Consider the following 23,752-nt stretch of genomic DNA (forward strand, 5'->3'; position numbering starts at 1 on the left):
GAATAATTTGATCTTATGATCAACGGATTGCATGCTTGTTCAAAAATGAAAGAATAGAATCATTGATTAAGATCGGCTTCTCTCTAAGCATGTGCGGTCGATGACTACAACCCGGAGCAATTAGATAACGTGAGTCTTGGACCCATAAGCATAATTCCAGAAGCTGCTCTTCAGTGGCAAAATCATCATGTTCACCCGCGATAAATAATGCAGGGCACGTAATGCTGCTTAGCTCGTTACGTGCCAATTGCGGATATTGGCGCCAATCCTGTGCGCTCTGTCGCATAAACTCTTGCCAATTCCCCTGATGTGCCTCCTCATGCCGTTCCATCATTTGATGGATCATTTCATAACGTTCGTTTTTTGATGAGCCACTCCGGTTCAAATTCATCTGCCCCCACAGGACATGCGACTCCACTACAGCCTATGATCCTCCTCTTTTTACTTAATTGTTAGATGAACTATGTAAATAAACTAAGTATATGATAGATTGCAAAATGGCTCCGCACTAAGAGCACTTCATCAAAGTATGTTAAGCTCTTTTCATTCGCTCTGTACCCTTTACAGTCATTATTTCGTCTACCTTAATATCTGAGGATTTTGCAAAAAAAACAATAAGCGACTGGAATCGAATTTTGCAAAATCCTGATCTATGAAAACCATTCCGAAGGAGTGATAAAGTATGAGAAAGGTACTTGTATTGGGAGGAACGCGCTTTTTTGGCAAGAGACTGGTGGAACGTCTGCTGGAGAGTTCCGAGAACTCGGTTACCATCCTCACACGAGGCCAAACAAGTGATTCGTTTGGTGACCGCGTTCAGCGGATCTGTGCAGACCGTACCGACCGGCAAGCGCTCGCTGAAGCGGTAGGTGAGCAAGTGTGGGATGTTGTTTATGATAATATTTGCTTTTCTCCAGATGAAGCCAGCGAAGCCTGCCGCATTTTTGATGCTAAAGCCAAGAGGTATATTGTGACCTCCAGCCTATCCGTCTATGATTCGAGCCCGGAAGTGCTGACAGAGAGCATCTTTGATCCTCAAACTTACCCGGTTCGCAAGGGCGGGAAAGACGATTTTACATATCAGGAGGCTAAACGGCAGGCAGAAGCAGTTTTTATGCAACAAGCTACATTCCCTGTAGTCGCTGTTCGTTTTCCGATTGTATTGGGAACAGATGATTATACGAAAAGGCTTCATTTTCATATCGAACATGTTCGTGAAGGAAGAGAAATCGGAGTACCTAATTCCGCAGCACAAATCTCATTTATTCGTTCCGATGAAGCCGCAGATTTTCTGCTTTGGCTCGGTCACACTTATTTAACAGGTCCTGTAAATGCTTGTTCCGACGGTACAGTGAGAATTGGAGAGATCATTTCGATCATTGAGCAGGCAACGGGAAAACAAGCTGTGGTGAAAGAAAAAACAGCAGACGAGCACATGTCTCCATTTGGTATTACACAATCGTGGTACATGGATACGTCCAAAGCCCAGTCAGAGGGGTACTCATTTCTCTCCCTAAATGAATGGCTTCCAGAGCTGATAACCAGCCTGAACCGTTCCTAAAATCATAAAAAAAGAGGACCCGAAGCTTCGGGTCCCAGCAATATATATAATTCAAAGGGGGTCATATCTATGTTGTACCCACTCTATGTTAAAGTAACTTTGCAGTTATGTTTCATCTTTGTAACAAAATGAAATGCAATTGAGTCCAGCCAAGGCAAGAACTCCACTCACTGCCACAGAAATAGAGAATGCTCTGATATAATCTGACAGATTAGCTTCTGAAAGCGTGTGATGGAGCAAGGAAGAGAACAAGATACCGATCAGAGCGACTCCCAACGAATTAGCCAAGTACATAAAGGTCGTAAACAAGCCTGAACCCGTTCCTGCCTCTTCAGCCGATACAGCACCAAGGACGACATGGGCCAGTGGCGTTGTGGCCATCCCGAGACCCAGACCATATACACCTAGTATCATGATATTTTGAATATGACATAAATGGATTGCATCTAGATGTAACGATCCAATGAGCAGAAAGCTACAAATCCCCATGATTAGCATACCTGATTTCAACACCTTGCTCCCCCACTTCTTTACTAGCCTGGACGACCATAATGAGGTGAGAAAAAAGCCAACACCAAGCGGCAAAAAGACCATACTTGTGGATCGAACATTGTATTTCAAACCGGATTGTACATAATAATTTAAAATAAAGAAGAACGAAAACATACTAAGATAGATGACAATTACCGTCAATATCCCTGCGCCGAATGAACTCTTTCTAAATATAGATAGACAAATAAAAGGCGAGCCTTCCCTCTTTTCTTTTCCCATTTGCGTAACTATAAAAGCAACCAAAACCAGAATGGACAACAGCAGACACCCCCATGTCCATAAAGCCCAGCCCTGCTTTTGCCCGGTTGTCAACGGATAGACAAACAGCATTAAACCAAGAAGCAACAGAAAAACCCCACCCCAATCCATATTCGGCACGGATCTGCCATAGGATTCCGTAATAATAGGACAAAAGAGTAACACTAACAGCCCAAAGGGGACATTAAAAAAGAAAATGATGCGCCAGCCCAGGCCGAAAAGGTTCCAGTCTACCAAAAATCCACCCAGAATTAAACCAAGTGTAAACCCAACCCCAATGATAGCTCCGTAAATTGCAAATACCAGTCCCTTCTCTTTGGGAAGAAAGCTGCTTTGCATGATAGATAGAACCTGGGGTTGAATCATGGCAGCTGATATCCCTTGAAGCACACGAATCATAATGATTAACGTAGGCTGCGATACGATCCCCCCTAACAGAGCCATCAATGTAAACCCCAACACCCCGATACATAACATGCGTCTTCTACCATACATATCTCCAAGTTTGCCGCCCAATATCAAGGCCACAGCCAATCCCAGAGAATATCCCGTAAATATGAGCTGTGCCTCGGAAAAACTGGCATGCAGGTCCGCCTGCATCATCGGAAGGGCAACCTGCATCATATAGTTGTTCAGTGAAATTAATAAAGTAGGAAGTAAAATAAGAGCTAATGCGTACCAGCGACGCGAATCTACCTGCTGTACTGCTTGAGGATTAGTCATGGCTATGGCAAATTGATCTTTCATTGTAGTTCCTCCAACCTATAATGGGCATCTTTAATCTTTTCATTTCTTATCTCAACTGATAACCATTATCATCTATAAAGCAAGGAGGTCTCTACCTGCAAAGGTATTTTCTATCCCTATAGAAGGAGCACCAATAAAAAACCCTCCAAACATGATGGACATGCTTGAAGGATTGTTTCATTAAGATTTATTCGTAAATGTATCTGGATTACGTATTTTTTTGATATATTCGCTAGGATTACAACCATAATACTTTCGAAAGGTTGTCGTAAAATTACTGGCGTTGCTGTACCCGATTGAAAATGCCGTCTCTCCAATGTTTAATTGTTCAACTTCCAAGTACCAGAGAGCTTTTTCCATTCTTTGCTTACGCACCATTTCAAAAATAGTCATTCCGAATAAATGGGGGAATCCTTTCTTTAGCTTGAATTCATTAAGCCCAACCTTTCGGGCCAACGCTTGAATGGACAGGGGGTGCTCAAAATGAAGAATGACGAATTCACGAGCCTTATGGAGCTTTGATATATCTTCACGACTTATAAAATGGCTTGTCCCCCTTGTTACATGTCCATCCATCACCCCAAACAATGCAATAAACTCCATTGCCTTACTTTCCATGTATAACCGTTTCATCGTCCCATTGTAGTTACAATGTATCATGTCATAAACACACTTGTGCATGGCGGGCGTATCCGCGTAGGCGTCAATATTCCCTTTGTAACGTTGTAACCATGTTTCTATGCTATGCTTTTCTGCAATATCTCCGGCGTAAGAAAATAGCTCTTGTGGAGAACACCTTATTTCCACTATTTGTTGGTGAACGCCTGCCTTCTTTTCCTCATAAACCAGTTCATCCTCTAAATATAAAACATTCCCGGTCAACCGATTGGTATGACTTTCTTTGCCGTTCCATTCACAGTATATTTCACCGTTTAAGCAATAGCTGAGTTCAAAGAGCGGACAAGCCTCCTGAATATGAAGCTTCATATTCTGTTCAAAGGTGAGATCCGTGACCACGATTTCCATACCTGGACGAATCCGTGTGCGAGTCATACTTCCCTTACCTATATGCGGGGGAATCGTGAGTTGTTGCTCCGATTTTTTATGATGAATATGACCATCCACAAGCTCAGTGAATTGGTCAAATAAATGATGAATGTCTGCACTCCATATATTCAAAGCCAATGCCAGTCCTTCTTTCCTGTTCAGTTCTAACTATAGGATAACAAAAAAAGAGGACCCGAATCATCGGGTCCCAGCAACATATATTATTCAAAAGGGGGTCATGTCTGTATTGTACCCGTCCTGTGTTAGAGTTGTTTTGCAGTTATATTTCATCTTTGTAACAAAATATTCCACTGCCATTTCTACGCATAATCCCCTTGGGTCATCGAAAATACCAATACACTCGGTACCTCGCCTGAGGGATCATAAGCACCAATTGTACGCAGCAGGCGCATCTTATTTTTAATAAGCACGCGCATGGAAGCCTGATTATCCTCTTGGCAACGACTTTCGATCCGCTTGAGCTTCAAAGATCCGAAACCAAAATTCAGCATTTCTCCTACCATTTCTGTAGCCAGCCCCTGTCCCCAAAAAGGACGATCCAGAATATAGCCCAGTTGTGCCTCACCCGTTCTTTCATTCCATTGCTGAAAAGAGACGATACCGAGCAACGGTGAGGAGGTAAGCTCATTGGATTCACTAAGTAAATTGCTTTCTCCTGTATTTCTCTGATGCCATTCCACCGCAAAATGCAGGGAATCTAGTGAATCAGCAGATATTTTAATTTGCGCAACCAGACGCCGCATTCGTGTATAGACTGGCTTGCGAATTCGATTCACATATTGGATCACCAATGGATCGGATAGGATCCGTTCCAGCGCGGGATAATCCTCCGCTCTTAACTGGCGCAATCGGACTCGACGGGCGTAAAGCTCCGGTAGCCCAAGACGAAGCATTTCTCTGGTCAGCACAATGTTCCCTCCTGCGGATGGATTGGCTTTTAGAAATGAATGTTTCCATACTTAATCCAGGTCCTGAATCCCCCGATAAATTCCTGTGCGCAGCTCTCGAATATAATACGGCAAAGAAGGTACAGCAGCTTCCTCCGCTTGTTTTACCGCCAGTTCTATATCATAAGGTACACGTACAAAATGAATGGAGAAGGACGTAGGCTGCTCCTCTCCCATCTCCCCCTCTAAAATGCAGTAGGAAGCCTGCGTAACATCCAACGGATTCCCGACACTACCGACGTTAAAAAGTGTTTTTCCCTGAAAATGCTGGATAAAAGCATTGTGCACATCACCATATCCCACGACATCCGGAGCAAAAACAACTTTTCCATTTTCTTCTGCTAACGGATCGAACATGGCAAGCCGTTTTTCCGGCTCATCCCATGGCTGCACACGGTGATATACACTTTGCGGCGAGGCATGCACCAGACGGATACGGCGTCCGCTCATTCTGAAATCATAATGAAACGGTAACTGTGCCAAATACTGCACTCGTTCTGCCCCCAAGCGTTCGGCTTGCCAGCTAAAATTGAGATCATCCGTAATACTAACCAGCTCATCCCAATTCCCCCGCACGACCACTTCACAACGTTGACGGACAGCATCCAGAACCTCGCACGGGCTAGGCCCTTTGCCGATCAGATCCCCCAAACAAAACACACGGCTAATGCCTCGGGAAGCAATATCCTCCAGCACCGCCTCACAGGCAGGCCAATTGCCATGAATATCTGAAATGACAGCAATACGATCCATCTGAACCTCACTCCTTTGTCCGAAACGACTACATCTCTACACTACATTCGAGCCATCTTTATGTAGTTCCAACATATATGATAAAGATGAAAAAAAGATCATGGCCTATTGGCCGGATTTTAACGTAATGACACTAAGCTCCGGTCTGCACAGCACGCGAATCGGCAGATGTGTCATGCCAATGCCTCGGCTGACATACAGCGGCATTCTCTCCGTTCCCACATGAAATAATCCCTGGATGTACTTGCGTCCACCCGGAGGCGGCATCGGCGCTCCAATGACCGGCAAGCGTACCTGTCCTCCATGCGTATGCCCTGACAGTTGAAGATCAAAGGACATTTGCGCCGCCACATCTGCATAGTCCGGCTCATGCATCAGCAGGAGCTTGCACATCTCATCAGGTAGTCCGTGAATGGCACGCTGCGGATTGGGCTTGCCCATGATGTTATCCTCTAAACCGACCAAGGCTACACGCTGTCCCGCAAGCTCTACAATCGCATGCTCGTTTCTCAGCAACGTAAACCCGGTTTTCGGATACAATTCCTGTACTCCGGCTGGTAAGCCTCTATAATCATGATTGCCCAGAATAGCAAATTTGCCAAGTGTGGCGTGCATAGAAGCCATAACTGGAACAGCAGCCTTCATGGATACTGCATAGTCATCCACAATATCGCCTGTAAAACAGAGCAAATCTGGCTTCAGACCTGCTATACGGTCCGCAAGCTCGCGTAGATCCTGCTCATCCATGTGAAAACCCAAGTGCACATCACTAAAATGTACGACCCTGATTCCGTCAAAAGCAGACGGAAGACGAGGGAGAGACAAGTTGAAGCGTGTAATTTCCAAATGATTAGGCTCCCATAAGGAAGCATATCCTCCAGCCAGAAGCGCGGTTCCGGCTGTGGCTAAAGCCGCTTTTTTCAAAAAATGGCGGCGCGAAGGATTGGCTGGTTCATTTGAAATGGAACGCCGCGAAGAACCGGGAGGGATAGCGGACCCCTGATGCGGGCCATCCTGACTCTCGCGGCGGGTGTGCGGCGTCTTCTCCATATGCATTCCCCCCTGCAATCTATTCCTTGATCTCACTTTTTAGAAATTCTTACTGTCCAGAAGCTTTAGCGGTAGTTGGACAACCACTGCTCCGCATAGTCTACCAAATCACGTTGCCTCGCGAAAAAACATGAAGCCTCCCCAATGTTCACCCGCGTAAAGGCTGAGGGACAGTCCCGTTCAAAATCAAGTCCCAGCTTCTCAAAGTCATCTGAGGTAATATTAAAATCCTGAAAAGATACCCACGCTTTTGCTCCATCCACCATCATAGGAGCTTGATGCGTGATCACTTCTCGTCCATTATAGGCTGTTCGATATTCCGCCAAATGCAAGGACGTGTTGCTGTCATGTTCGCAGCCCAACAGCAGTACATAGGCATCTGCCTCATACAGCTTTGCCAAGGGCGAATGCTCACCCAGCCCAAAATCAAGCTCATGCGCCTCCAGCAAGTCTGAAGCAGCAGGTCCACGTGCCGCCAGAGAAACATGCGGATGCCCGCTGCGCTTGGTTCCCGGCAGACCACGGAACGTTTCTACAATGACGCCCATCCCTCCGGTCAGCGTCCAAGCCGGATCATAAGCGGGCATTTCCTCGCGTACCAGTTCCCACCATGACTCATCCAGAGGCGGGTTCATCCAAGTCGAGGGATCAGTCAAGTCATGAGACTGTGTCGGCATTACCAGCGTCCCTTCCGGACCAACCGCTTCGGTTAGCGCGGCAAGAATGGCCGAGGCCCCGCCTGGAACAAAGCGTCCAAAGCTGCGCATCGACGAGTGAACAAGCAATGTCATGCCGCTCCGAACTCCCAGATCCTTTAATCCCTTCATTACATCCGACCTAGTGACAGGTCGATTCGTTATCGGTTGCACAGTCACCTGTCCAGCCTCCTTTTCACCAAAAACGATACACAATACCATAATTATACCATAACTGCTATCCCGCGCTCCTTTCTCCATGTTACCCTCCATCATTCCTGAGCGCAAAAAAAACAGGCTTTCTCCAGTTTGAGAAAAAGCCTGTTTGTGCATAACCTATTCGCTGTCTAGTGCTATACAGTCAGCCAGCGCTTGAACATATGCTTGGTCGTTTCCTTGTTCATTTCGGCAATAGAAGTTGTCAACGGAATGCCTTTCGGGCAAGAGCGTACGCAGTTTTGCGAGTTCCCGCACCCTTCCAGCCCGTCGTCCGTCATCAACGCCTCCAGCCGCTCTTCCTGATTCATTTCCCCTGTCGGATGGCTGTTGAACAGGCGAACCTGAGAAATCGCCGCAGGTCCGATGAACGTCGTCTTCTCGTTGACGTTCGGGCAAGCTTCCAGGCAGACACCGCAGGTCATGCACTTGGACAGCTCATACGCCCACTGACGCTTTTTCTCTGCCATTCTAGGACCAGGACCCAGATCGTAGGTACCGTCAATCGGAATCCACGCTTTGACCTTCTTGAGCGCATTAAACATCCGGCTGCGGTCGATGACCAAATCCCGAACTACCGGGAACGTGCTCATCGGCGCGATCGTAATTGGCTGCTCCAGCTTATCGACGAGCGCTGCACAGGCCTGACGCGGCTTGCCGTTAATCACCATGGAGCATGCTCCGCATACTTCCTCCAGGCAATTCGACTCCCAGCACACCGGAGCCGTCTCTTTACCGTGGCTGTCCACCGGGTTACGCTGAATTTCCATCAGCGCGCTAATCACATTCATCCCCGGACGATAAGCCAATTCGAATTCTTCCGTATAGGAACTGGCTTTAGGATCAGCTTGACGGGTCACAACGAACTTCACTGTTTTATTCGACTTCACTGCTTGCTCCGACATCTAAATACACTCCCTTCCGTTATTTGTTCTTGGAATAATCCCGAATACGCGGCTTGATCAGCGAAACATCCACCGCTTCATACGAGATTTGTGGTCCTTCCGGTGTCCAGTCCGCAATCGTCGTTTTCAGGAAATCCTCATCGTTGCGATCCGGGAAGTCTGGTTTGTAATGGGCCCCGCGGCTTTCGTTGCGCAATAGCGCACCTTTGGTCATCGCTTCGGCCAGCTCCATCATATTCCACAGTTGCCGTGTAAACGCCGCACCCGCATTGTTCCAGCGCGAAGCGTCATTGATGTTAATGTTAGAGTAACGCTCCTTCAGCTCCTTGATCTTGTGGATCGTAGCTTCCAGCTTGTCATTATAACGAACCACAGTCATGTTGTTCGTCATCCACTCGCCCAGCTCTTTATGAAGAACATAAGCATTTTCTTTTCCGTCCATATGCAAAATACGCTCATACTTCTCCGTCTGCTGATTCACTGCCGCATCAAATACGGAAGTAGCTATATCCTGTGCAGATTTTTTCAAGCCTTTGATATATTCCACAGCCTTAGGTCCAGCTACCATCCCGCCGTAAATGGCTGACAGCAACGAGTTCGCACCCAAACGGTTCGCACCGTGATATTGGAATTCACACTCACCAGCCGCGAACAAGCCCGGTATATTCGTCATCTGATTGTAATCGACCCACATGCCGCCCATTGAATAATGAACAGCCGGGAATATTTTCATCGGGATTTTGCGCGGATCGTCACCGACGAATTTTTCATAGATTTCAATAATGCCGCCCAGCTTTACATCCAGCTCTTTCGGGTCCTTGTGGGACAGATCGAGGTAGACCATGTTCTCGCCATTAATACCCAGTCCATCATCAACGCATACACTGAATATTTCACGTGTTGCAATATCGCGAGGGACCAGATTTCCGTAAGCCGGATACTTTTCTTCGAGGAAATACCATGGCTTACCGTCCTTATACGTCCAAATACGACCGCCCTCTCCCCGTGCCGACTCGGACATGAGACGCAGCTTGTCATCCCCTGGTATAGCCGTCGGATGAATCTGGATAAACTCACCGTTCGCATAGCGTACGCCTTGCTGATACACCGCACCAGCAGCTGTGCCCGTATTAATGACGGAATTCGTGGTTTTACCGAAAATAATCCCGGGGCCACCAGACGCCAAAATAACTGCATCCGCTGCAAAAGTCTTCACTTCCATCGTACGCAAATCCTGCCCGCAAATCCCTCGGCAGATGCCTTCATCATCCAGTACAGCCTGTAAAAACTCCCAGTTTTCATACTTGGTCACCAAACCAGCAGATTCCCAGCGCCGTACCTGCTCATCGAGAGCGTACAGAAGCTGCTGTCCTGTCGTCGCGCCAGCAAAGGCGGTCCGATGATGCTGGGTACCGCCGAAGCGACGGAAGTCCAGCAGTCCTTCCGGTGTCCGGTTAAACATGACGCCCATGCGGTCCATGAGATGAATGATCCCTGGAGCCGCTTCGCACATCGCTTTTACCGGAGGCTGGTTGGCCAGAAAGTCCCCGCCATAGACCGAATCATCAAAGTGAATCCAGGGGGAGTCTCCCTCACCCTTGGTATTTACCGCACCATTGATGCCGCCTTGAGCACAAACGGAGTGGGACCTTTTGACCGGAACCAAAGAAAATAAATGAACGTGAACTCCCGCCTCTGCCGCCTTGATCGTAGCCATTAGACCTGCCAGACCGCCGCCCACGACAATAATGTTGGATGCTGCCATTTCTGCTCACTCCTTTTTTTCAGGATTTTAACCAAATCCCCTTTTACGTTTAAAAATAGAATCTCAACACGATGTATAATGGATATGACTCATTTACAGTAGCTGTTTAAAAGCGCTGCATTGCACCAAGGCAGTTGCCGTTTCCTGAAATTCCGCGCTGCGGAATGCAAGCAGGGAAGCGATGAAGCCGATAGACACCACCACGAACAGGGTCATACAGATATAAGAAGATACTTTTTGCGCACGTGGTCCCACAGTAATCCCCCAACTGACCATAAATGCCCACAGTCCGTTAGCAAAGTGAAAGGATGCCGAAACGACACTGATTAAATACAAAATGAAATAAACCGGGTTCGTCACGATGCCATGCATAACGCCGCCTAGCTCCTCATGAGTTACTTTACCCAGAGCTACCTGAAAGCGTGTGTCGTATACGTGCCAGATAATAAATACAAATGTAATGACGCCAGAAATACGCTGGAACAGAAAGCGCCAGTTACGTGAATAGCCGAACCTTTTGACATTCGGGTCAGCCTGATAAGCGATATACAAGCCATAAATCCCGTGGAACAGTAATGGCAAGTAGATGAATAACGTTTCTAGCACAATAACCAGCGGCAAACCATTCAGGAAGGCCACGCTGCGATTAAATCCTTCCTTGCCGCCCTCCACCGCTGTGAAGTTCGTCACCAAATGCTCAACAAAAAATAGAGCCAACGGAATGACGCCAAGAAGCGAATGCAGCTTTCTGGAATAAAATCCTCTCATCTAGGTCATGCTCCCTTCTCCCAATAATAGCGTTTTCAATAGTAATATAACATATAAAATGACAGTTCCCGACAGGAAATGTCCAACAAGGTGTCCCTTATAAGGAAAAACAAAAGTGTGAACATCTTGTGTCGCTTTCATGTTACTCCTTTTCGGCTTATAATGGAATTGCAATATACGTATTAATTATTATGTCTTTTTTGCATATAGAGAGGAAGTGGATGATTTGTTTGAGGATTTGAACGCTTTTGCCGTCATTGTCGAGCAGTCCAGCCTGAATAAAGCCTCCAAACTGCTGAATCTGTCCCAACCTGCCCTGTCTCGCAAAATTGCCAAGCTGGAGGAAGAGCTGGGTGTGAATCTCTTTGATCGTCGGGGCAAACGGCTCGAAATTACGTCCACTGGCCGATTTGTTTATACATTCGCACTAGAGCAACGGCAACGACAGCTTCGCTTTTTACAAAAGCTGTCCCAGCACAAAAATGAAGCCCAGAGTATGCTTACACTCGGCGCAAGCCTCACGACACTCCAAACGACGCTGCCTACCCTCGTCGAAGCTTTCATGAGCAAGCATCCTCAAACCGAGCTGAAGCTGCTCACCGGTAAAACCCATGAAATCGTCGCCTTTGTACGTGATAAAAAAGCAGACGCCGGTATTGTCGGGTCTGCCATTCATGAAGCCGGACTGCGTTGCATTCCGCTATTTGATGATCATTTGGAGCTTGTTGTTCCCATTGGACATGAATTAACCGTCAAGACAGGAACGGCCTCGATGAAAGATCTACAAGGATTGCCGATGATTATATTCTCCAAAGGAACCTGGTACCGCAGTCTGACGGATGACTTATTCCAGCGCAGCGGCATCATGCCGGATATCCGCATGGAAATCGACTCCTTCGAGGCAATTGTACGCCTGCTTCCAACCTGTAAGGCTTCCGCCTTGCTACCCAAATCCTATTTGCGCAGCGAACTATTACGGGATAATGGACTCACTGCATTATACTTGCCCGATTTGAAGGAGACACGCCGAACGACCTCCCTCATTTACTCGGAGACGACCGATCTCGGTCCGACAGCACGACGCTGGATTAGCGAGACACGTGCGTCGTTTGCAGGCTACCGTATGGTGTAGAGGGTTTAATCCTCTTCATTAACATTAACAACCTCATCCTCAAAGCGACCGATATTGTCATTCGAGCCGATGATGACCATAATATCGTCTGCTTTTAACCGATCCATAGCCGTCGGTGCGATCAGGATACCGTTCGCCGTATGAAGCGCCACGACACTACAACCAAAGCGAGTACGGGCATTTAGCTCTGCTAGCGTTTTTCCATTCAGACATGCAGGTACATTGAGTTCCACAATACTGTATTCTTTGGACAACTCCAAATAATCGAGCAAATTAGGCGTGACTAGCTGATGAGCCACCCGGATACCCATATCCCGTTCTGGATAAATGATCCGGTCCACACCGAGCTTCTCTAACGCACGCCCGTGCAGCACAGATATGGCTTTGGCTACGACTTTTTTCACACCCAGCTCCTTCAGCAAAATGGCGGTCAGGATGCTTACCTGAATGTCATCACCAATAGCAACAATGCCGCAATCGAAATTACGGATGCCCAGTGATCGCAACGAGTCTTCATCGGTAGCGTCCGCAACGACAGTATGTGTCAACATCTCACTCATACTGTCCACCACATCCTCATTCCGGTCAATGCCTAGCACCTCGCACCCCATATCCACCAATTGCAAAGCCAGGCTTGAGCCAAACCGCCCCAAGCCAATAACTACAAACTGCTGCGTTTTCATATCTACTCGAAAACTCCCTTATCTGAATCAATTTCATAAATGAGGATTTTGCAAAAATCCCATAAGCGACTTCCAATGAAGAAGATATAGATCGAAATGGTTTAGTTCGTCTATATCTTGACTTCGGAGCGACTGGTATCGAATTTTGCAAAATCCTGAAATGATTAAACCCACGAAATGTATACTACATATCATGAAATGATTCATCCTATAATCATTTTGCCTTCCGGATGACGATATAATTCTTTACCCTTTTTCGGCCCCAGTGCATAAGCTAGCGTGAGTGGCCCCAGTCTACCTGCAAACATCGTCAGGGTAATCACCAGCTTACCTATGACTGTCAAATCAGGTGTAAGCCCCATCGACAGCCCCACCGTACCAAACGCAGACACCGTCTCAAACAAGATCATCAGAAAATGATGATCTTCGGTTGCCGACAAAATCATGGTCACCCCGATCACGAACAGCAACCCCAGCAGTGTAATGGTCAAAGCCTTGTAAATTCGTCCCTGCGCAAGTCGGTACTTGAACAGTACAATATCTTCACGCCCCCGTAGCATCGAAATCACGGCTCCAATGAGCAGCGCGAATGTTGTGGTCTTAATCCCGCCTCCAGTAGAGCCAGGAGAAGCCCCGATAAACATGAGTATGATGATAAAAAACTGCGTAGCCTGCCGCAAGCCTGCAATGTCCAGTGTATTGGCACCTGCGGTACGAGGGGTTACGGACTGGAATAAAGATCCCAGCAGTTTCCCCCCCCAATCAAGCGAGCCAAGAGTCTTTGGATTCGTAAACTCAAATACAAAAATCACGAGCGTGCCGACTACAATCATAGCGCCCGTCATGCTGAGTACCACCTTAGTATGCAAGGACAGTCTCTTGCGCTTGCGATATTCTGCCAGATCCGACATCACTACAAAACCAATGCCGCCTGAAATAATCAGGAACATAGCTGTAAAATTAACAATCGGATCATATACATAACCTGTCAGGCTGCGAAAGTGCCCGAATAAGTCAAAACCAGCATTGTTAAACATGGAGATGGCATGCCAAATCCCAAAATAAATCGCCCTGCCTACAGGCATATCAAACGACCAGCGAATCGCAAATATTGCAGCACATACGCCCTCAATGACCAGCGAGTACAGCAGCACCTTACGAATCAATCCGACAATTCCTTCGACAGAGGTCTGATTCATCGCTTCCTGTAAAATGAGGCGCTCCCGTAAGGAAATCCGACGTTTGAACACCAGCGCGATCAAGGTAGCCATAGTCATAAAGCCCAGGCCGCCGATCTGAATGAGCGCAGCGATAACAACTTGACCAAAGGTTGTAAAAAAGGTCCCCGTATCCTTTACGACAAGCCCTGTAACACAGGTCGCGGAAGCGGCAGTAAACAAAGCGTCTATAAACGCAAGTGGCTTTCCTGTTGTATTGGAGATCGGCAGCATTAACAATAAACTACCTATTAGAATGATAATGGCAAAGCCCGCAACGAATATCTGCGGTGGAGAAAGCCGGAGCCAGCTTGCATTGGGATTCATCTATTCATCACTTCTCTCCTAATCCTTAAAACTATAAAAACAGTGATTTAATACGGTGTAAGCCCGCTACGCGTTCCATTTGATCTTCCGATCGTCGTTGCCCCTAATTTTTTTGATTTTTCCAAACCTTTAGTAACTATAATTAGCATTCCCTGAATACAGGAAGAATGCATGTCAAGCACTACTCTGCCCCCTGTGCTATTGGCGGGCAGCAGCGAAGGAAGCAGAATTGTTCTGAAGAAGCGAAGCGTTTGCCTTTATCTCCGGATTTTAACCATTAAAGGGGTTATACAATCAAAAAATCCGGGGATAACAGCAATCGGAAGAATAATCTGCACCCGCAGCGGTCTAACCAATCCAAACACTTTTATACACACAAAAATAGACACCGGAAAACCGAGTGCCTGACTTGGTTCCTGCTCATAGCCTACGAGGTTAGCTGACGGATTCGGGCAGCACAGTATGCCCTATTTACACATCCAATCCAGCAGGATCGGCTGTAAAATTCACCCCAGTAACATGGTTCCCCCGTTTTCTCATAGAAATTCGGCTCAACTGTATATCATTACCTATGTATTTTATAGGCATTGCCTCAAGATTATAATCCTTCTATATCCAGATCACAAAACCGATTTCGCCGAAAAAACGTGAAATTGGCTTTATTTTGCGAATGGGCATCGTTTAATCGCAGCTTATCTTATTTTATTGGAACTTTAAAGTGCTTTCACTCTATTTTCATGAATATCGCTGGTCTGTTGGCGGGAACCTGTGCAGTATGATATCTTTAATGGATGTTCTTATTTACAGATTAAGGAGGAAACTCATGAATCCTATCGGGAAACCGGTCGTGCTCACGGCCAACTTCAAAAAATTAGGCTTGCTGGGCGGGATTGGCCTGATTTGCTTTTTTATCTTTCAATTGCTTATTCCCTCGCTTAGCAATCCGAGTCCAGAATCAGTAATGAACGCAAAGGTCATCAGCAAACAAGAAGCGGTCATACACGCATTGGACTTTGCCCGCTCCGAGTTGGGCTATACTGAATCACAGCCAGGGGAGCCTGTCGTGACCTATCAGGCCGAAACAGATTTGTACGGTTATTTATCTAGAGAAAAACTGCTTCAACAGTACGACCGTACATGGAAGAAAAATTACCCTTACGAAACCTTTCGGGTTGATCTGCCTGAATCCTCAGCGAAAAGCAAACTGCAAATTCATGTGGATTTATCCACTGGGAAGGTCGTTAGCTTTAAACGGATCACCTCCAGTACCAATTACACACAGGCTGATATTTCTACGGATGAAGAAGCACGTAACAGGCTTATACGTGTAGCTGAGGACGGCATGACGCTTGAAGCCAAGGAGCAGGCGGCCGCAGTATGGGTTAAGCGCTTTGGTTTTAAGCCGTCGGACTTGAAGCTCGCCACCACTGAAAAAGAAGGTGGATTAAAGTATACCGTAGACGATAAAAAAATCGGCGCCTCGGTACTTACATTGGCTTTTACTTTCGAAGACGGTGATGTTCGCTCCTTCTCTCAAAGCTTTTCGGCCCCGTCGTCCTATACCGATTATATCGAAAAGCAAACATTTTGGGCGAATTGGATGACCTATGCGGGTTATGCCCTATTTAGCTTTGTGCTGGGTGTTCTTGCCATTGTGTATGCGTCACTCACCCGACGACATACTTCATTTGTACGCGGCATTGTTCTGTCCGTTATATACTTTATTGCAAGTATAGCTGGGACAATGAACATGCTGCCTTTATTGCAAGCAGAAGCAGGCGGTAAGGGCATGCTTATATTTCTTATGGTGTTCCAGATTGGTGTTACCTTCTTCATGGCAGTAGCGCTCTACTTCTCCTTGGTCGGCGGTGACGGACTTATGCGTCAGGTTGGACTGAATGCATGGCCGCGTGCGAAAGAGCCGGGCTACGGGCTGTATGTGCTTCGCAGTATGTATGTTGGCTACTTGTGGGCCTTTATTTTACTCGGGGTACAATCCATCTTATTCTTTATACTGGAGCGCACATTTAATACATTCTCCACAACAGATGCCACGCAATCCCCTTACAATATGGCTTATCCATGGTTACTGCCGATTATGGCCTGGATGGCAGGTATTGGAGAAGAGACTGTCTACCGTCTGTTTGGTATTCCGATGGTCAAAAAAATAGTGAAAAACACTTTTGTTGCTTGTCTGATCACCACGCTGATTTGGGCACTGGGACATACACTTTATCCGATCTATCCGGTGATTTCCAGACCTATTGAGCTGACTTTTCTTGGTTTGCTGTTCAGTTTTGTGTTCCTGCGTTACGGTTTTATTGCCGCCATGTTCAGCCACGTTATTTTTGACAGCATTCTAATGGGGCTTAGTGTAATGAGTCTGGGAGACACTGTGAATGTGATCGCTGGTCTATTCTGGATCTTACTTCCAGCCATTGTGGGTTACATCATTTATTGGTTTAGTCCTAAAAAGCCAAATCGAATTATGTTTGAACCTATTAAAAAAGAGGAGCCGTATTCTACGACTCCTCCTCCCGAAGGGCAGCTATAATCTGACGCGCAAGCTTATCCCCAATAGAGAGAGGCCGGAATTCTTCGATGCTGGCCTCTCTTATTTTTTTGAGTGATCCAAAATGCTTGAGCAGTAACTTACGCCGTTTCTCGCCGATGCCTGGAATAGAGTCCAACCGAGAAGTCACCATAGATTTGCCGCGTTGCTCGCGGTGGAACGTGATGGCAAAACGGTGAACCTCGTCCTGAATCCGTTGCAGCAGATAAAATTCTTCGCTATTGCGTGCAAGTGTCACGGCCTCAGAGGACTCTCCCACTAATAGTTGGGAAGTTCTATGTTTGGCATCCTTCACCAGACCACACACAGGAATGAACAAACCCAGCTCATTTTGCAGTACATCGGTCGCCGCCTTAATTTGTCCACGTCCACCATCCACAACGATCAAGTCGGGACGTTCCAGATTTTCCTTAAGCACACGTTCATATCTACGCCGAATAACCTCACGCATCGTTTCATAATCATCGGGTCCCTGCACAGAACGGATCTTATATTTTCGATACTCCTTCTTGGCAGGCTTGCCATCAATAAACACGATCATGGCGGAGACTGGATCGGAACCCTGGATGTTGGAGTTATCAAACGCCTCCACCCGGTGCAAGCTATCCAGCCCAATGGCACGTCCGAGATTGCTTGCAGCTTTGGATGTCCGTTCCTCATCCCGCTCGATCAGCTTAAACTTCTCATCCAAAGCAACACGTGCATTTTCCGTCGCCATGCCTGTCATTTGCTTTTTCAGTCCACGCTGCGGTACAAGTACCTTAACATCCAACCATTCAGCCAGAGCGAGAGCCGCCGTAGCTGGGTCCTCCAGTCCACCGGATAGTTGGGTTTCTGTTTCCTTTATCTCTGCATCTTGGTCACCAACTTGACCTTGATTCGTTGCTACTGCATAAGCTACTCGTTCTTCAGCCACCAGCAGTGAGTCAGCAGAATGCTCTGTCTCCGTTTGTATCGCTTTCTCATCTGTCTGTCCGGTAACATCGGCTGTAGGTGCACTGTGGAGTGCAGTTTCTGCCGCAACCGGTTGATAGACATTGACCTGTTCTGCCTGCATCAGCTTAGGAGAATCCGGCAGCAATATTTCCTGCGGCACTGCTGGGTTGTCACTATAATATTGCGTCACATAAGACATAAAATCACTGTAAGCCTCACCGTAGAAAGGAAAAGTCGACATATGGCGCTCGATCATTTTACCTTTGCGGACATATAGGATTTGTACACACATCCAGCCCTTATCTACTGAAAAACCGAATACATCTCGATCCTTCGCATCCGATGTGGTGATTTTCTGCTTTTCCATCATCGCGTCGATGCTGATAATCTGATCTCGCAGCTCCTTGGCCCGCTCAAAGTACAATTCCTCTGCGGCCTCCTGCATTTTACGCTGAAGATCCTTTTTAATTTCCTCATGTCCCCCGCTCAAAAAGGAACCAATCTCCTGACCAATCTGCTCATACGTTTCCTTCTCGACCTCTTTCACACAAGGCCCCAAACATTGATGCATGTGATAATACAGACACACTTCCTTGGGCATCACACCACACTTGCGTAAGGGATACATGCGATCCAGCAGCTTTTTCGTCTGATGTGCCGCGTAGGCATTGGGGTACGGTCCAAAATATTTTGCTTTATCTTTCAGAACGCGACGGGTCACCTCCAGCTTGGGGTGTGCCTCGTTCGTAATTTTCAAATACGGAAAGGTTTTATCATCCTTCAACAGCACGTTATAGCGCGGCTGGTGCTTTTTAATGAGGTTGCACTCCAGAATGAGCGCCTCCATATTACTACCTGTAACGATATATTCAAAATCACGGATATCGGAAACCAATCGCTGCGTCTTGCCGTTATGGCTACCTGTAAAATAGGAACGGACCCGGTTTTTCAACACTTTGGCCTTGCCGACATAAATGATGGTGCCTTCGCTGTTCTTCATCAGGTAACAGCCTGATGCATCCGGCAGTAACGCTAATTTGTGCCGTATGTTTTCCAGCGCCTTCTCCTGATTCTGCAAGTCCTCCGCATAAGGTTTCATTCGCCGGTTCCTCCTTCCATTCTTAATGACTGCTCAACTAACTACTTATAATATATAGGAATAATACACAAAAACGCCCCCGGTATTTACAACCGGAGGCATTGACCTTTCATGGCCGCTCCACCAAGCCCCCGCGGGAGCATGGGTCACATGCGATGATTATTGGTGTTTAGTAAGCATGCTTTTCAGCGCTTCTTTGGAGTTCAGACCTACCACTTTATCAACAGGCTGTCCGTCTTTGAAAACGATCAGGGTAGGAATACTCATCACGCCGAAACGGGAAGCAGACTCTGGATTTTCATCCACGTTCACCTTCGCGATTTTGACGCTGTCGCCAACTTCTGTGGACAGATCCTCCAGAATGGGAGCGATCATTTTGCAAGGACCGCACCATGGCGCCCAAAAATCAACCAAAACGGTTCCTGTGCCTTCGACTTCTGCGTTGAAGGATTGATCGGACACGTTAACAATTGCCATTGTATGTTCCTCCTTTATAGAAAAGTCAAGATTATTATAACCTGTAATGTCTGTTTCGACACCTTTTAATTATATCACAATAGTCTTTTAATTGTAAGATATCAAAATAGCAGACGGATAAACGCTTACCCCCGCTGATTTTTTCCCTTTACGGTAATGACATCTACAAAAGGACGAATCCGGTCCATCAAGCGTTGTCCTTTGTACATTTCCTCTCCGTCCTTGCTCGTAAAGCTGAGATGCTTCTCCAGCCCCTGCAACGAATAATTGGAAGTATAAAAAGTAGGTTTGCGGTTCATTCGGTAATTCAAAATGGAACCCATCACATGGTCCCGTACCCACGGGCTTAAATTTTCGGCACCAATATCGTCAAATACGAGCAGATCACAATTTTTGAGCATTTCGGTCGTTTCCTTCAGCTTCTGTCCATCCTGAATCATGGACTTTAAGTCCTCCACAAAATCAGGCATATACACGATCACACCGTTCAGACCCGACAGAGCCAGCTCGTGCAATAGATAGCCCATCAAAAAAGTTTTACCCGTACCAAACGTACCTTCCAGATACAGTCCTTTTTTGGATAGACCCTGACTTTTCGTTTCTTCAATGTAACGGAATAGCTGTGTGACGGCAGGCATACGTTGTGAATCTTTGCGCGCAATCTCAAGAGCGTTATATCCCTCCAGAAGTGCCCGTTCATCCACATAAAAGCTTTTAATTCTCTGACGCACCCGTTGTTCATGTTGGGAAGCAACCAACTTCGCACATGGGGTCCGAATGTCCACGATTTCGGCTGTTCCATTCGGATATTCCACGCCCAGCTTACAAAAGTGGCCCTGAAAATCGTTAGGACACTGTTCCAGCCCCGGACAATTGTCGCAATTTCGACGATCCCGGGCATACTGAAAGAGCATGCTCATGTTGAGTCGCAATTGTGTTTCGTCCACATCAGGATGCGCAGCACAAAACTCCTGCACGAGCGGATCATTTAGAACTTGATCGGCTACATTGCGAGTGCGCTGGCGAAACGAAGGGTTCTGCATCTGCTGTAGCAAATCGCCCAGTGATTCCAAGAACGCTCCTCCTTTCTAAAATGTGCAGAGTTATGGGGGGAGACGCTTCGCGGATGGATCATTCTTACGATCGCTGTTGCCACCAGATTTTTTCTATCGTAATAGAAATTTAAAGGTGAAAATCCGGTGGCAAAGGCGAACGCTATCGCTTCTCCAGAACGATTTCATCCGCTCCGCTACTGACCGCCATAAAGTCGACATCTATTTGAATTGGCTTCGCTTAATAGTTTCATAAAACCTAAAATTCACTAGACTTTTTTCTGTTTTCCGGATTGCATTCGTTCGGCCAGACGCAGCAGTTCATCCAATTCTTCCTCAGATACAGACTCCTCGGAAGGGTGATCCTGAACGATTGGAATGGATGGCTTGGCTGGCCCGTTATTTTTGGCATATGCGCGGGATCGGCCGCCGGAAGGAGAAGCAGAGGACTGTTTTCCTTTTACCTTGGCTTGATCCCTTATATATTGAACGGCTTTTTCGTAAGTGTTTACCTGCTTAAGCAGCATGTTGGAAGCAACGGCCTCGACAAAGTTTCGGTTAATTCGCTGATCGCTCCCCGATACGAGCAGTGACATCAAATAATGGATCAGCACATTGATGACTTCACCGGGCAGCTTATAGCTGATATCAATTTTCTCAAATATATCCAGCAGGTTACCGGGAACCGTGCCGGGGAAAAAGGTTTGCAGCAAACGGCGATAAGGCTCGTTGCGCAACATCATATTATATTGGTGAATGTCACACTTGGCTGTGAATTGTGGTGGAACCTCCACATAAAATTCCATTTCCACAGCCTGTTCTGCAGGCGGCTCTTCAGGTGTGGAAGCTTCCCTCTGGCGCAAGGCGACCACTTTGGCGGCCTGTACCTGCTGTTCCTCCTGACGCTTCCGATCCTGTCTGGAGTGCTGACTAGCCCGAAGCTGAAGCTCGTCAAGCAACAAATCGCCTGCTTCGGTAAAAATACCATCCTCATCCAGCAAGCGACTAATATCCTGTACAGAAAGGTCAAATTTGCGAACAACGTAATTGACCATGCCTAACTGCTCGTGCTCAAACCGAAGACGCTCCACGTGCTTGCGATTGGCAGATTCACGCGGAAAACGGAGAATAATATCTGCATAATTCAATGCTTCCTCCGATTCTGACGCTAGTGGTCCAGTCTGACGGCTAGTGGACACCTCGGACAGCGCCTGTTCCAGTTCGTAATCTATAACATGGGTATTCAATTCAAATAACTCGTAGAAAGGAATCGAAATATTTTCTTTATTATAGGAAGATTGCGACCATTCGCTAGATTCCCTACTCCACAACGATTCTCTCAGAGAAAGCACTGCAAACTTACCGATTTTGTCTCTCAACAAAAGGGTGAGATGCTGCGTTCTGAAAAATTCAGCAGGTGCGAGCGGCGGCTGCATCTCATATTCATACATATAGTCGTCCGTTTCGGGTGCATACAGCCTGGACGTCTGTAATAGACCGACGGCCTCCAGCTTGGAGGTCTGTTCAATCAAATACTTGCGTCCCTTCTCACTCGGCTCCAGTCCCAGTGTCAGAAAAAGGCGACGCTGCTGTTCCAACGGCGAATAACCGACTTGTCCTACTGGCACATGCTGGAACAACAGTCGATACAGACTGACCGCAAATGCGCCTACCATCGGCTGATAGACGCTTCCCAGCATCAATTCATCCAGTGCGCTCAAGCCAAATTCCCGATAAACGCAGTAGCGGTGGTTCTCAGTATAGTGCAGCAGGTTTTTCATCCGCATTCCAACATTCTTCCTTTCCTGACATAACGGTCTCCAAGATGTTTTTCTATTCTATCATACTTGCCTTCTCGTGGGACCAACAAAATAAGGGCAATTGTTCTCCTTTTTGGCAGCCGTATTCGTCTGAGTTCTACTTTTTTCGAGAATACTAACTATTTTAAGACTTTGTGACCTGCATCATGGTAAAAATAAAATTCTTCACACTTCTTTCATTGGTGAAAAGCTTTACTTTGAGCTACAATATAATGGTTAAGCATCACGTATTGGATACAGGAATGATATAAGGAAGTACACATATTTCGGCTGAGCCGATTATCATTTACAGACGTAAAGGAGTGTAGATCGTGAGTCAACATCAACCTCAACAAACCCCAGCAACACCCAACGAAGTAGCCTCCACACTGGAAGGCTGGTATGCGCTTCACGATTTCCGGTCCATCAACTGGACAGCATGGAAGACCGCAGACGATGAAGAGCGCGCCGGAGCACTGGACGAGCTTCAAGAGTTTATGAAGGAATGGAACGTTACCGAGGAAGCGGGTCTGGGCAGTTCAGCTGTCTATACTGTTGTCGGACAAAAGGCTGATTTTGTCATGATGCACCTGCGCGAAACGCTGGAAGACCTCAATAAACTGGAAAATGATTTTAACAAAACAACCTTCGCCAAATATACAACCAAAACCTATTCTTATGTGAGTGTGGTGGAACTGAGTAATTATTTGAGCAAGGATGAAGATCCCATGCAAAATCCACAAATTGTCGCACGCTTGAAGCCCGTATTAAACAAGGCCCGTTATATTTGCTTCTATCCAATGAACAAAAAACGTGACCTGGACGACAACTGGTACATGCTTTCGATGGACGAGCGTCGCACCTTGATGCGCAGCCACGGCTTAATTGGACGCAGCTATGCTGGCAAAGTAAAGCAAATTATTTCCGGTTCCGTCGGCTTTGACGATTGGGAATGGGGCGTAACACTGTTCTCCGATGACGCACTTCAGTTCAAGAAGCTAATCTACGAAATGCGTTTTGATGAAGTCAGTGCTCGTTACGGTGAATTTGGCTCCTTCTATGTCGGCAGTGTGTTAAATGAAGAGACATTTGAAGACATGTTGAAGCTGTAAACCATAAGCGTCGGAACTATGTCGCAACATACAATCAAGGATTTCGTGAACTCCCACTTTC

20 protein-coding genes and 1 riboswitch are annotated in these 23,752 nt (G+C 46.7%); of the genes, 4 read left to right on the top strand and 16 right to left on the bottom strand.

The genetic code is table 11. From position 1 onward, the window contains the following. Positions 1-19: 19 nt before the first annotated feature. Positions 20-418: an alpha/beta fold hydrolase gene (locus tag BM358_RS17850; RefSeq protein ID WP_231517179.1), complete on the bottom strand. Its 399-nt coding sequence runs from the start codon at positions 416-418 to the stop codon at positions 20-22. A gap of 264 nt (positions 419-682) precedes the next feature. On the opposite strand from BM358_RS17850, the gene BM358_RS17855 reads away from it, so the two are divergent. Next, positions 683-1,561: an NAD-dependent epimerase/dehydratase family protein gene (locus BM358_RS17855; RefSeq protein ID WP_023990136.1), complete on the top strand. Its 879-nt coding sequence runs from the start codon at positions 683-685 to the stop codon at positions 1,559-1,561. Positions 1,562-1,666: 105 nt separating this feature from the next. Here BM358_RS17855 and BM358_RS17860 read toward each other — a convergent pair whose 3' ends face one another. From BM358_RS17860 to BM358_RS17900, 9 genes are all read right to left on the bottom strand, one after another. After that, positions 1,667-3,118: an MFS transporter gene (locus BM358_RS17860; RefSeq protein WP_049828406.1), complete on the bottom strand. Its 1,452-nt coding sequence runs from the start codon at positions 3,116-3,118 to the stop codon at positions 1,667-1,669. A gap of 180 nt (positions 3,119-3,298) precedes the next feature. Further along, positions 3,299-4,303, bottom strand: coding sequence for an AraC family transcriptional regulator (locus BM358_RS17865; protein ID WP_023990138.1), 1,005 nt, complete (start codon positions 4,301-4,303; stop codon positions 3,299-3,301). Positions 4,304-4,485: 182 nt separating this feature from the next. Beyond that, entirely contained in the window at positions 4,486-5,094 is a 609-nt protein-coding gene (locus tag BM358_RS17870) for a GNAT family N-acetyltransferase (RefSeq protein ID WP_023990139.1), read from the bottom strand. Positions 5,095-5,145: 51 nt separating this feature from the next. After that, positions 5,146-5,886 (bottom strand): metallophosphoesterase family protein, encoded by a 741-nt coding sequence (locus BM358_RS17875; protein ID WP_023990140.1) that lies wholly within the window; start codon positions 5,884-5,886, stop codon positions 5,146-5,148. A gap of 105 nt (positions 5,887-5,991) precedes the next feature. Next, positions 5,992-6,936 (bottom strand): metallophosphoesterase, encoded by a 945-nt coding sequence (locus BM358_RS17880; protein ID WP_023990141.1) that lies wholly within the window; start codon positions 6,934-6,936, stop codon positions 5,992-5,994. 65 nt (positions 6,937-7,001) lie between these two features. Continuing rightward, a complete protein-coding gene (locus BM358_RS17885) occupies positions 7,002-7,811 on the bottom strand; it encodes an AAC(3) family N-acetyltransferase (RefSeq protein WP_023990142.1) in 810 nt (269 codons plus the stop codon). 173 nt (positions 7,812-7,984) lie between these two features. Continuing rightward, the gene (gene sdhB / locus BM358_RS17890) at positions 7,985-8,752 is read right to left on the bottom strand and encodes a succinate dehydrogenase iron-sulfur subunit (RefSeq protein WP_023990143.1); all 768 of its coding nucleotides are present in this window, start codon (positions 8,750-8,752) and stop codon (positions 7,985-7,987) included. Between the two features lie 19 nt (positions 8,753-8,771). Continuing rightward, positions 8,772-10,517, bottom strand: a complete 1,746-nt coding sequence (gene sdhA, locus BM358_RS17895; RefSeq protein WP_013311796.1) for a succinate dehydrogenase flavoprotein subunit — start codon at positions 10,515-10,517, stop codon at positions 8,772-8,774. Between the two features lie 93 nt (positions 10,518-10,610). Continuing rightward, positions 10,611-11,285, bottom strand: coding sequence for a succinate dehydrogenase cytochrome b558 subunit (locus BM358_RS17900; protein WP_023990144.1), 675 nt, complete (start codon positions 11,283-11,285; stop codon positions 10,611-10,613). 226 nt (positions 11,286-11,511) lie between these two features. Here BM358_RS17900 and BM358_RS17905 point away from each other — a divergent pair, with 226 nt between their 5' ends. Then, on the top strand, positions 11,512-12,417 hold the full coding sequence (locus BM358_RS17905) for a LysR family transcriptional regulator (protein WP_028541456.1): 906 nt from the start codon (positions 11,512-11,514) through the stop codon (positions 12,415-12,417). A 5-nt stretch (positions 12,418-12,422) separates the two neighbouring features. On the opposite strand, the gene BM358_RS17910 is transcribed toward BM358_RS17905, so the two are convergent. Both BM358_RS17910 and BM358_RS17915 read right to left on the bottom strand, forming a co-directional pair. Further along, positions 12,423-13,100: a potassium channel family protein gene (locus tag BM358_RS17910; RefSeq protein ID WP_028541455.1), complete on the bottom strand. Its 678-nt coding sequence runs from the start codon at positions 13,098-13,100 to the stop codon at positions 12,423-12,425. A 203-nt stretch (positions 13,101-13,303) separates the two neighbouring features. Next, a complete protein-coding gene (locus BM358_RS17915; protein ID WP_028541454.1) occupies positions 13,304-14,644 on the bottom strand; it encodes a TrkH family potassium uptake protein in 1,341 nt (446 codons plus the stop codon). Between the two features lie 409 nt (positions 14,645-15,053). Next, positions 15,054-15,206, bottom strand: a riboswitch (cyclic di-AMP (ydaO/yuaA leader). A gap of 261 nt (positions 15,207-15,467) precedes the next feature. Here BM358_RS17915 and BM358_RS17925 point away from each other — a divergent pair. Beyond that, the gene (locus tag BM358_RS17925; RefSeq protein ID WP_028541453.1) at positions 15,468-17,198 is read left to right on the top strand and encodes a CPBP family intramembrane glutamic endopeptidase; all 1,731 of its coding nucleotides are present in this window, start codon (positions 15,468-15,470) and stop codon (positions 17,196-17,198) included. On the opposite strand, the gene uvrC is transcribed toward BM358_RS17925, so the two are convergent. The 4 genes from uvrC to BM358_RS17945 form a co-directional block, all read right to left on the bottom strand. Next, entirely contained in the window at positions 17,167-19,251 is a 2,085-nt protein-coding gene (gene uvrC / locus BM358_RS17930; protein ID WP_028541452.1) for an excinuclease ABC subunit UvrC, read from the bottom strand. The two genes, BM358_RS17925 and uvrC, sit on opposite strands and share 32 nt — an antisense overlap. A gap of 159 nt (positions 19,252-19,410) precedes the next feature. Then, the gene (trxA, locus tag BM358_RS17935; protein ID WP_010347861.1) at positions 19,411-19,728 is read right to left on the bottom strand and encodes a thioredoxin; all 318 of its coding nucleotides are present in this window, start codon (positions 19,726-19,728) and stop codon (positions 19,411-19,413) included. A gap of 125 nt (positions 19,729-19,853) precedes the next feature. Beyond that, the gene (gene dnaI, locus BM358_RS17940) at positions 19,854-20,801 is read right to left on the bottom strand and encodes a primosomal protein DnaI (protein WP_023990150.1); all 948 of its coding nucleotides are present in this window, start codon (positions 20,799-20,801) and stop codon (positions 19,854-19,856) included. Between the two features lie 248 nt (positions 20,802-21,049). Beyond that, positions 21,050-22,567, bottom strand: a complete 1,518-nt coding sequence (locus tag BM358_RS17945) for a replication initiation and membrane attachment family protein (protein WP_028541451.1) — start codon at positions 22,565-22,567, stop codon at positions 21,050-21,052. Between the two features lie 344 nt (positions 22,568-22,911). On the opposite strand from BM358_RS17945, the gene hemQ reads away from it, so the two are divergent. Beyond that, complete coding sequence (hemQ, locus tag BM358_RS17950) at positions 22,912-23,691, top strand: hydrogen peroxide-dependent heme synthase (RefSeq protein ID WP_023990152.1); 780 nt, start codon at positions 22,912-22,914, stop codon at positions 23,689-23,691. Positions 23,692-23,752: the final 61 nt, after the last annotated feature.

The organism is Paenibacillus sp. cl130 (assembly GCF_900116035.1).
GTDB classification, from domain to species: domain Bacteria; phylum Bacillota; class Bacilli; order Paenibacillales; family Paenibacillaceae; genus Paenibacillus; species Paenibacillus polymyxa_B.

Bases quoted from the DNA above. Each gene is read 5' to 3' on its own strand.
- BM358_RS17855 (WP_023990136.1), top strand. From the start codon at position 683: ATGAGAAAGGTACTTGTATTGGGAGGAACGCGCTTTTTTGGCAAGAGA.
- BM358_RS17860 (WP_049828406.1), bottom strand. From the start codon at position 3,118: ATGAAAGATCAATTTGCCATAGCCATGACTAATCCTCAAGCAGTACAG.
- BM358_RS17875 (WP_023990140.1), bottom strand. From the start codon at position 5,886: ATGGATCGTATTGCTGTCATTTCAGATATTCATGGCAATTGGCCTGCC.
- BM358_RS17880 (WP_023990141.1), bottom strand. From the start codon at position 6,936: ATGGAGAAGACGCCGCACACCCGCCGCGAGAGTCAGGATGGCCCGCAT.
- sdhB (WP_023990143.1), bottom strand. From the start codon at position 8,752: ATGTCGGAGCAAGCAGTGAAGTCGAATAAAACAGTGAAGTTCGTTGTG.
- sdhA (WP_013311796.1), bottom strand. From the start codon at position 10,517: ATGGCAGCATCCAACATTATTGTCGTGGGCGGCGGTCTGGCAGGTCTA.
- BM358_RS17900 (WP_023990144.1), bottom strand. From the start codon at position 11,285: ATGAGAGGATTTTATTCCAGAAAGCTGCATTCGCTTCTTGGCGTCATT.
- BM358_RS17910 (WP_028541455.1), bottom strand. From the start codon at position 13,100: ATGAAAACGCAGCAGTTTGTAGTTATTGGCTTGGGGCGGTTTGGCTCA.
- BM358_RS17915 (WP_028541454.1), bottom strand. From the start codon at position 14,644: ATGAATCCCAATGCAAGCTGGCTCCGGCTTTCTCCACCGCAGATATTC.
- BM358_RS17925 (WP_028541453.1), top strand. From the start codon at position 15,468: ATGAATCCTATCGGGAAACCGGTCGTGCTCACGGCCAACTTCAAAAAA.
- uvrC (WP_028541452.1), bottom strand. From the start codon at position 19,251: ATGAAACCTTATGCGGAGGACTTGCAGAATCAGGAGAAGGCGCTGGAA.
- trxA (WP_010347861.1), bottom strand. From the start codon at position 19,728: ATGGCAATTGTTAACGTGTCCGATCAATCCTTCAACGCAGAAGTCGAA.
- BM358_RS17945 (WP_028541451.1), bottom strand. From the start codon at position 22,567: ATGCGGATGAAAAACCTGCTGCACTATACTGAGAACCACCGCTACTGC.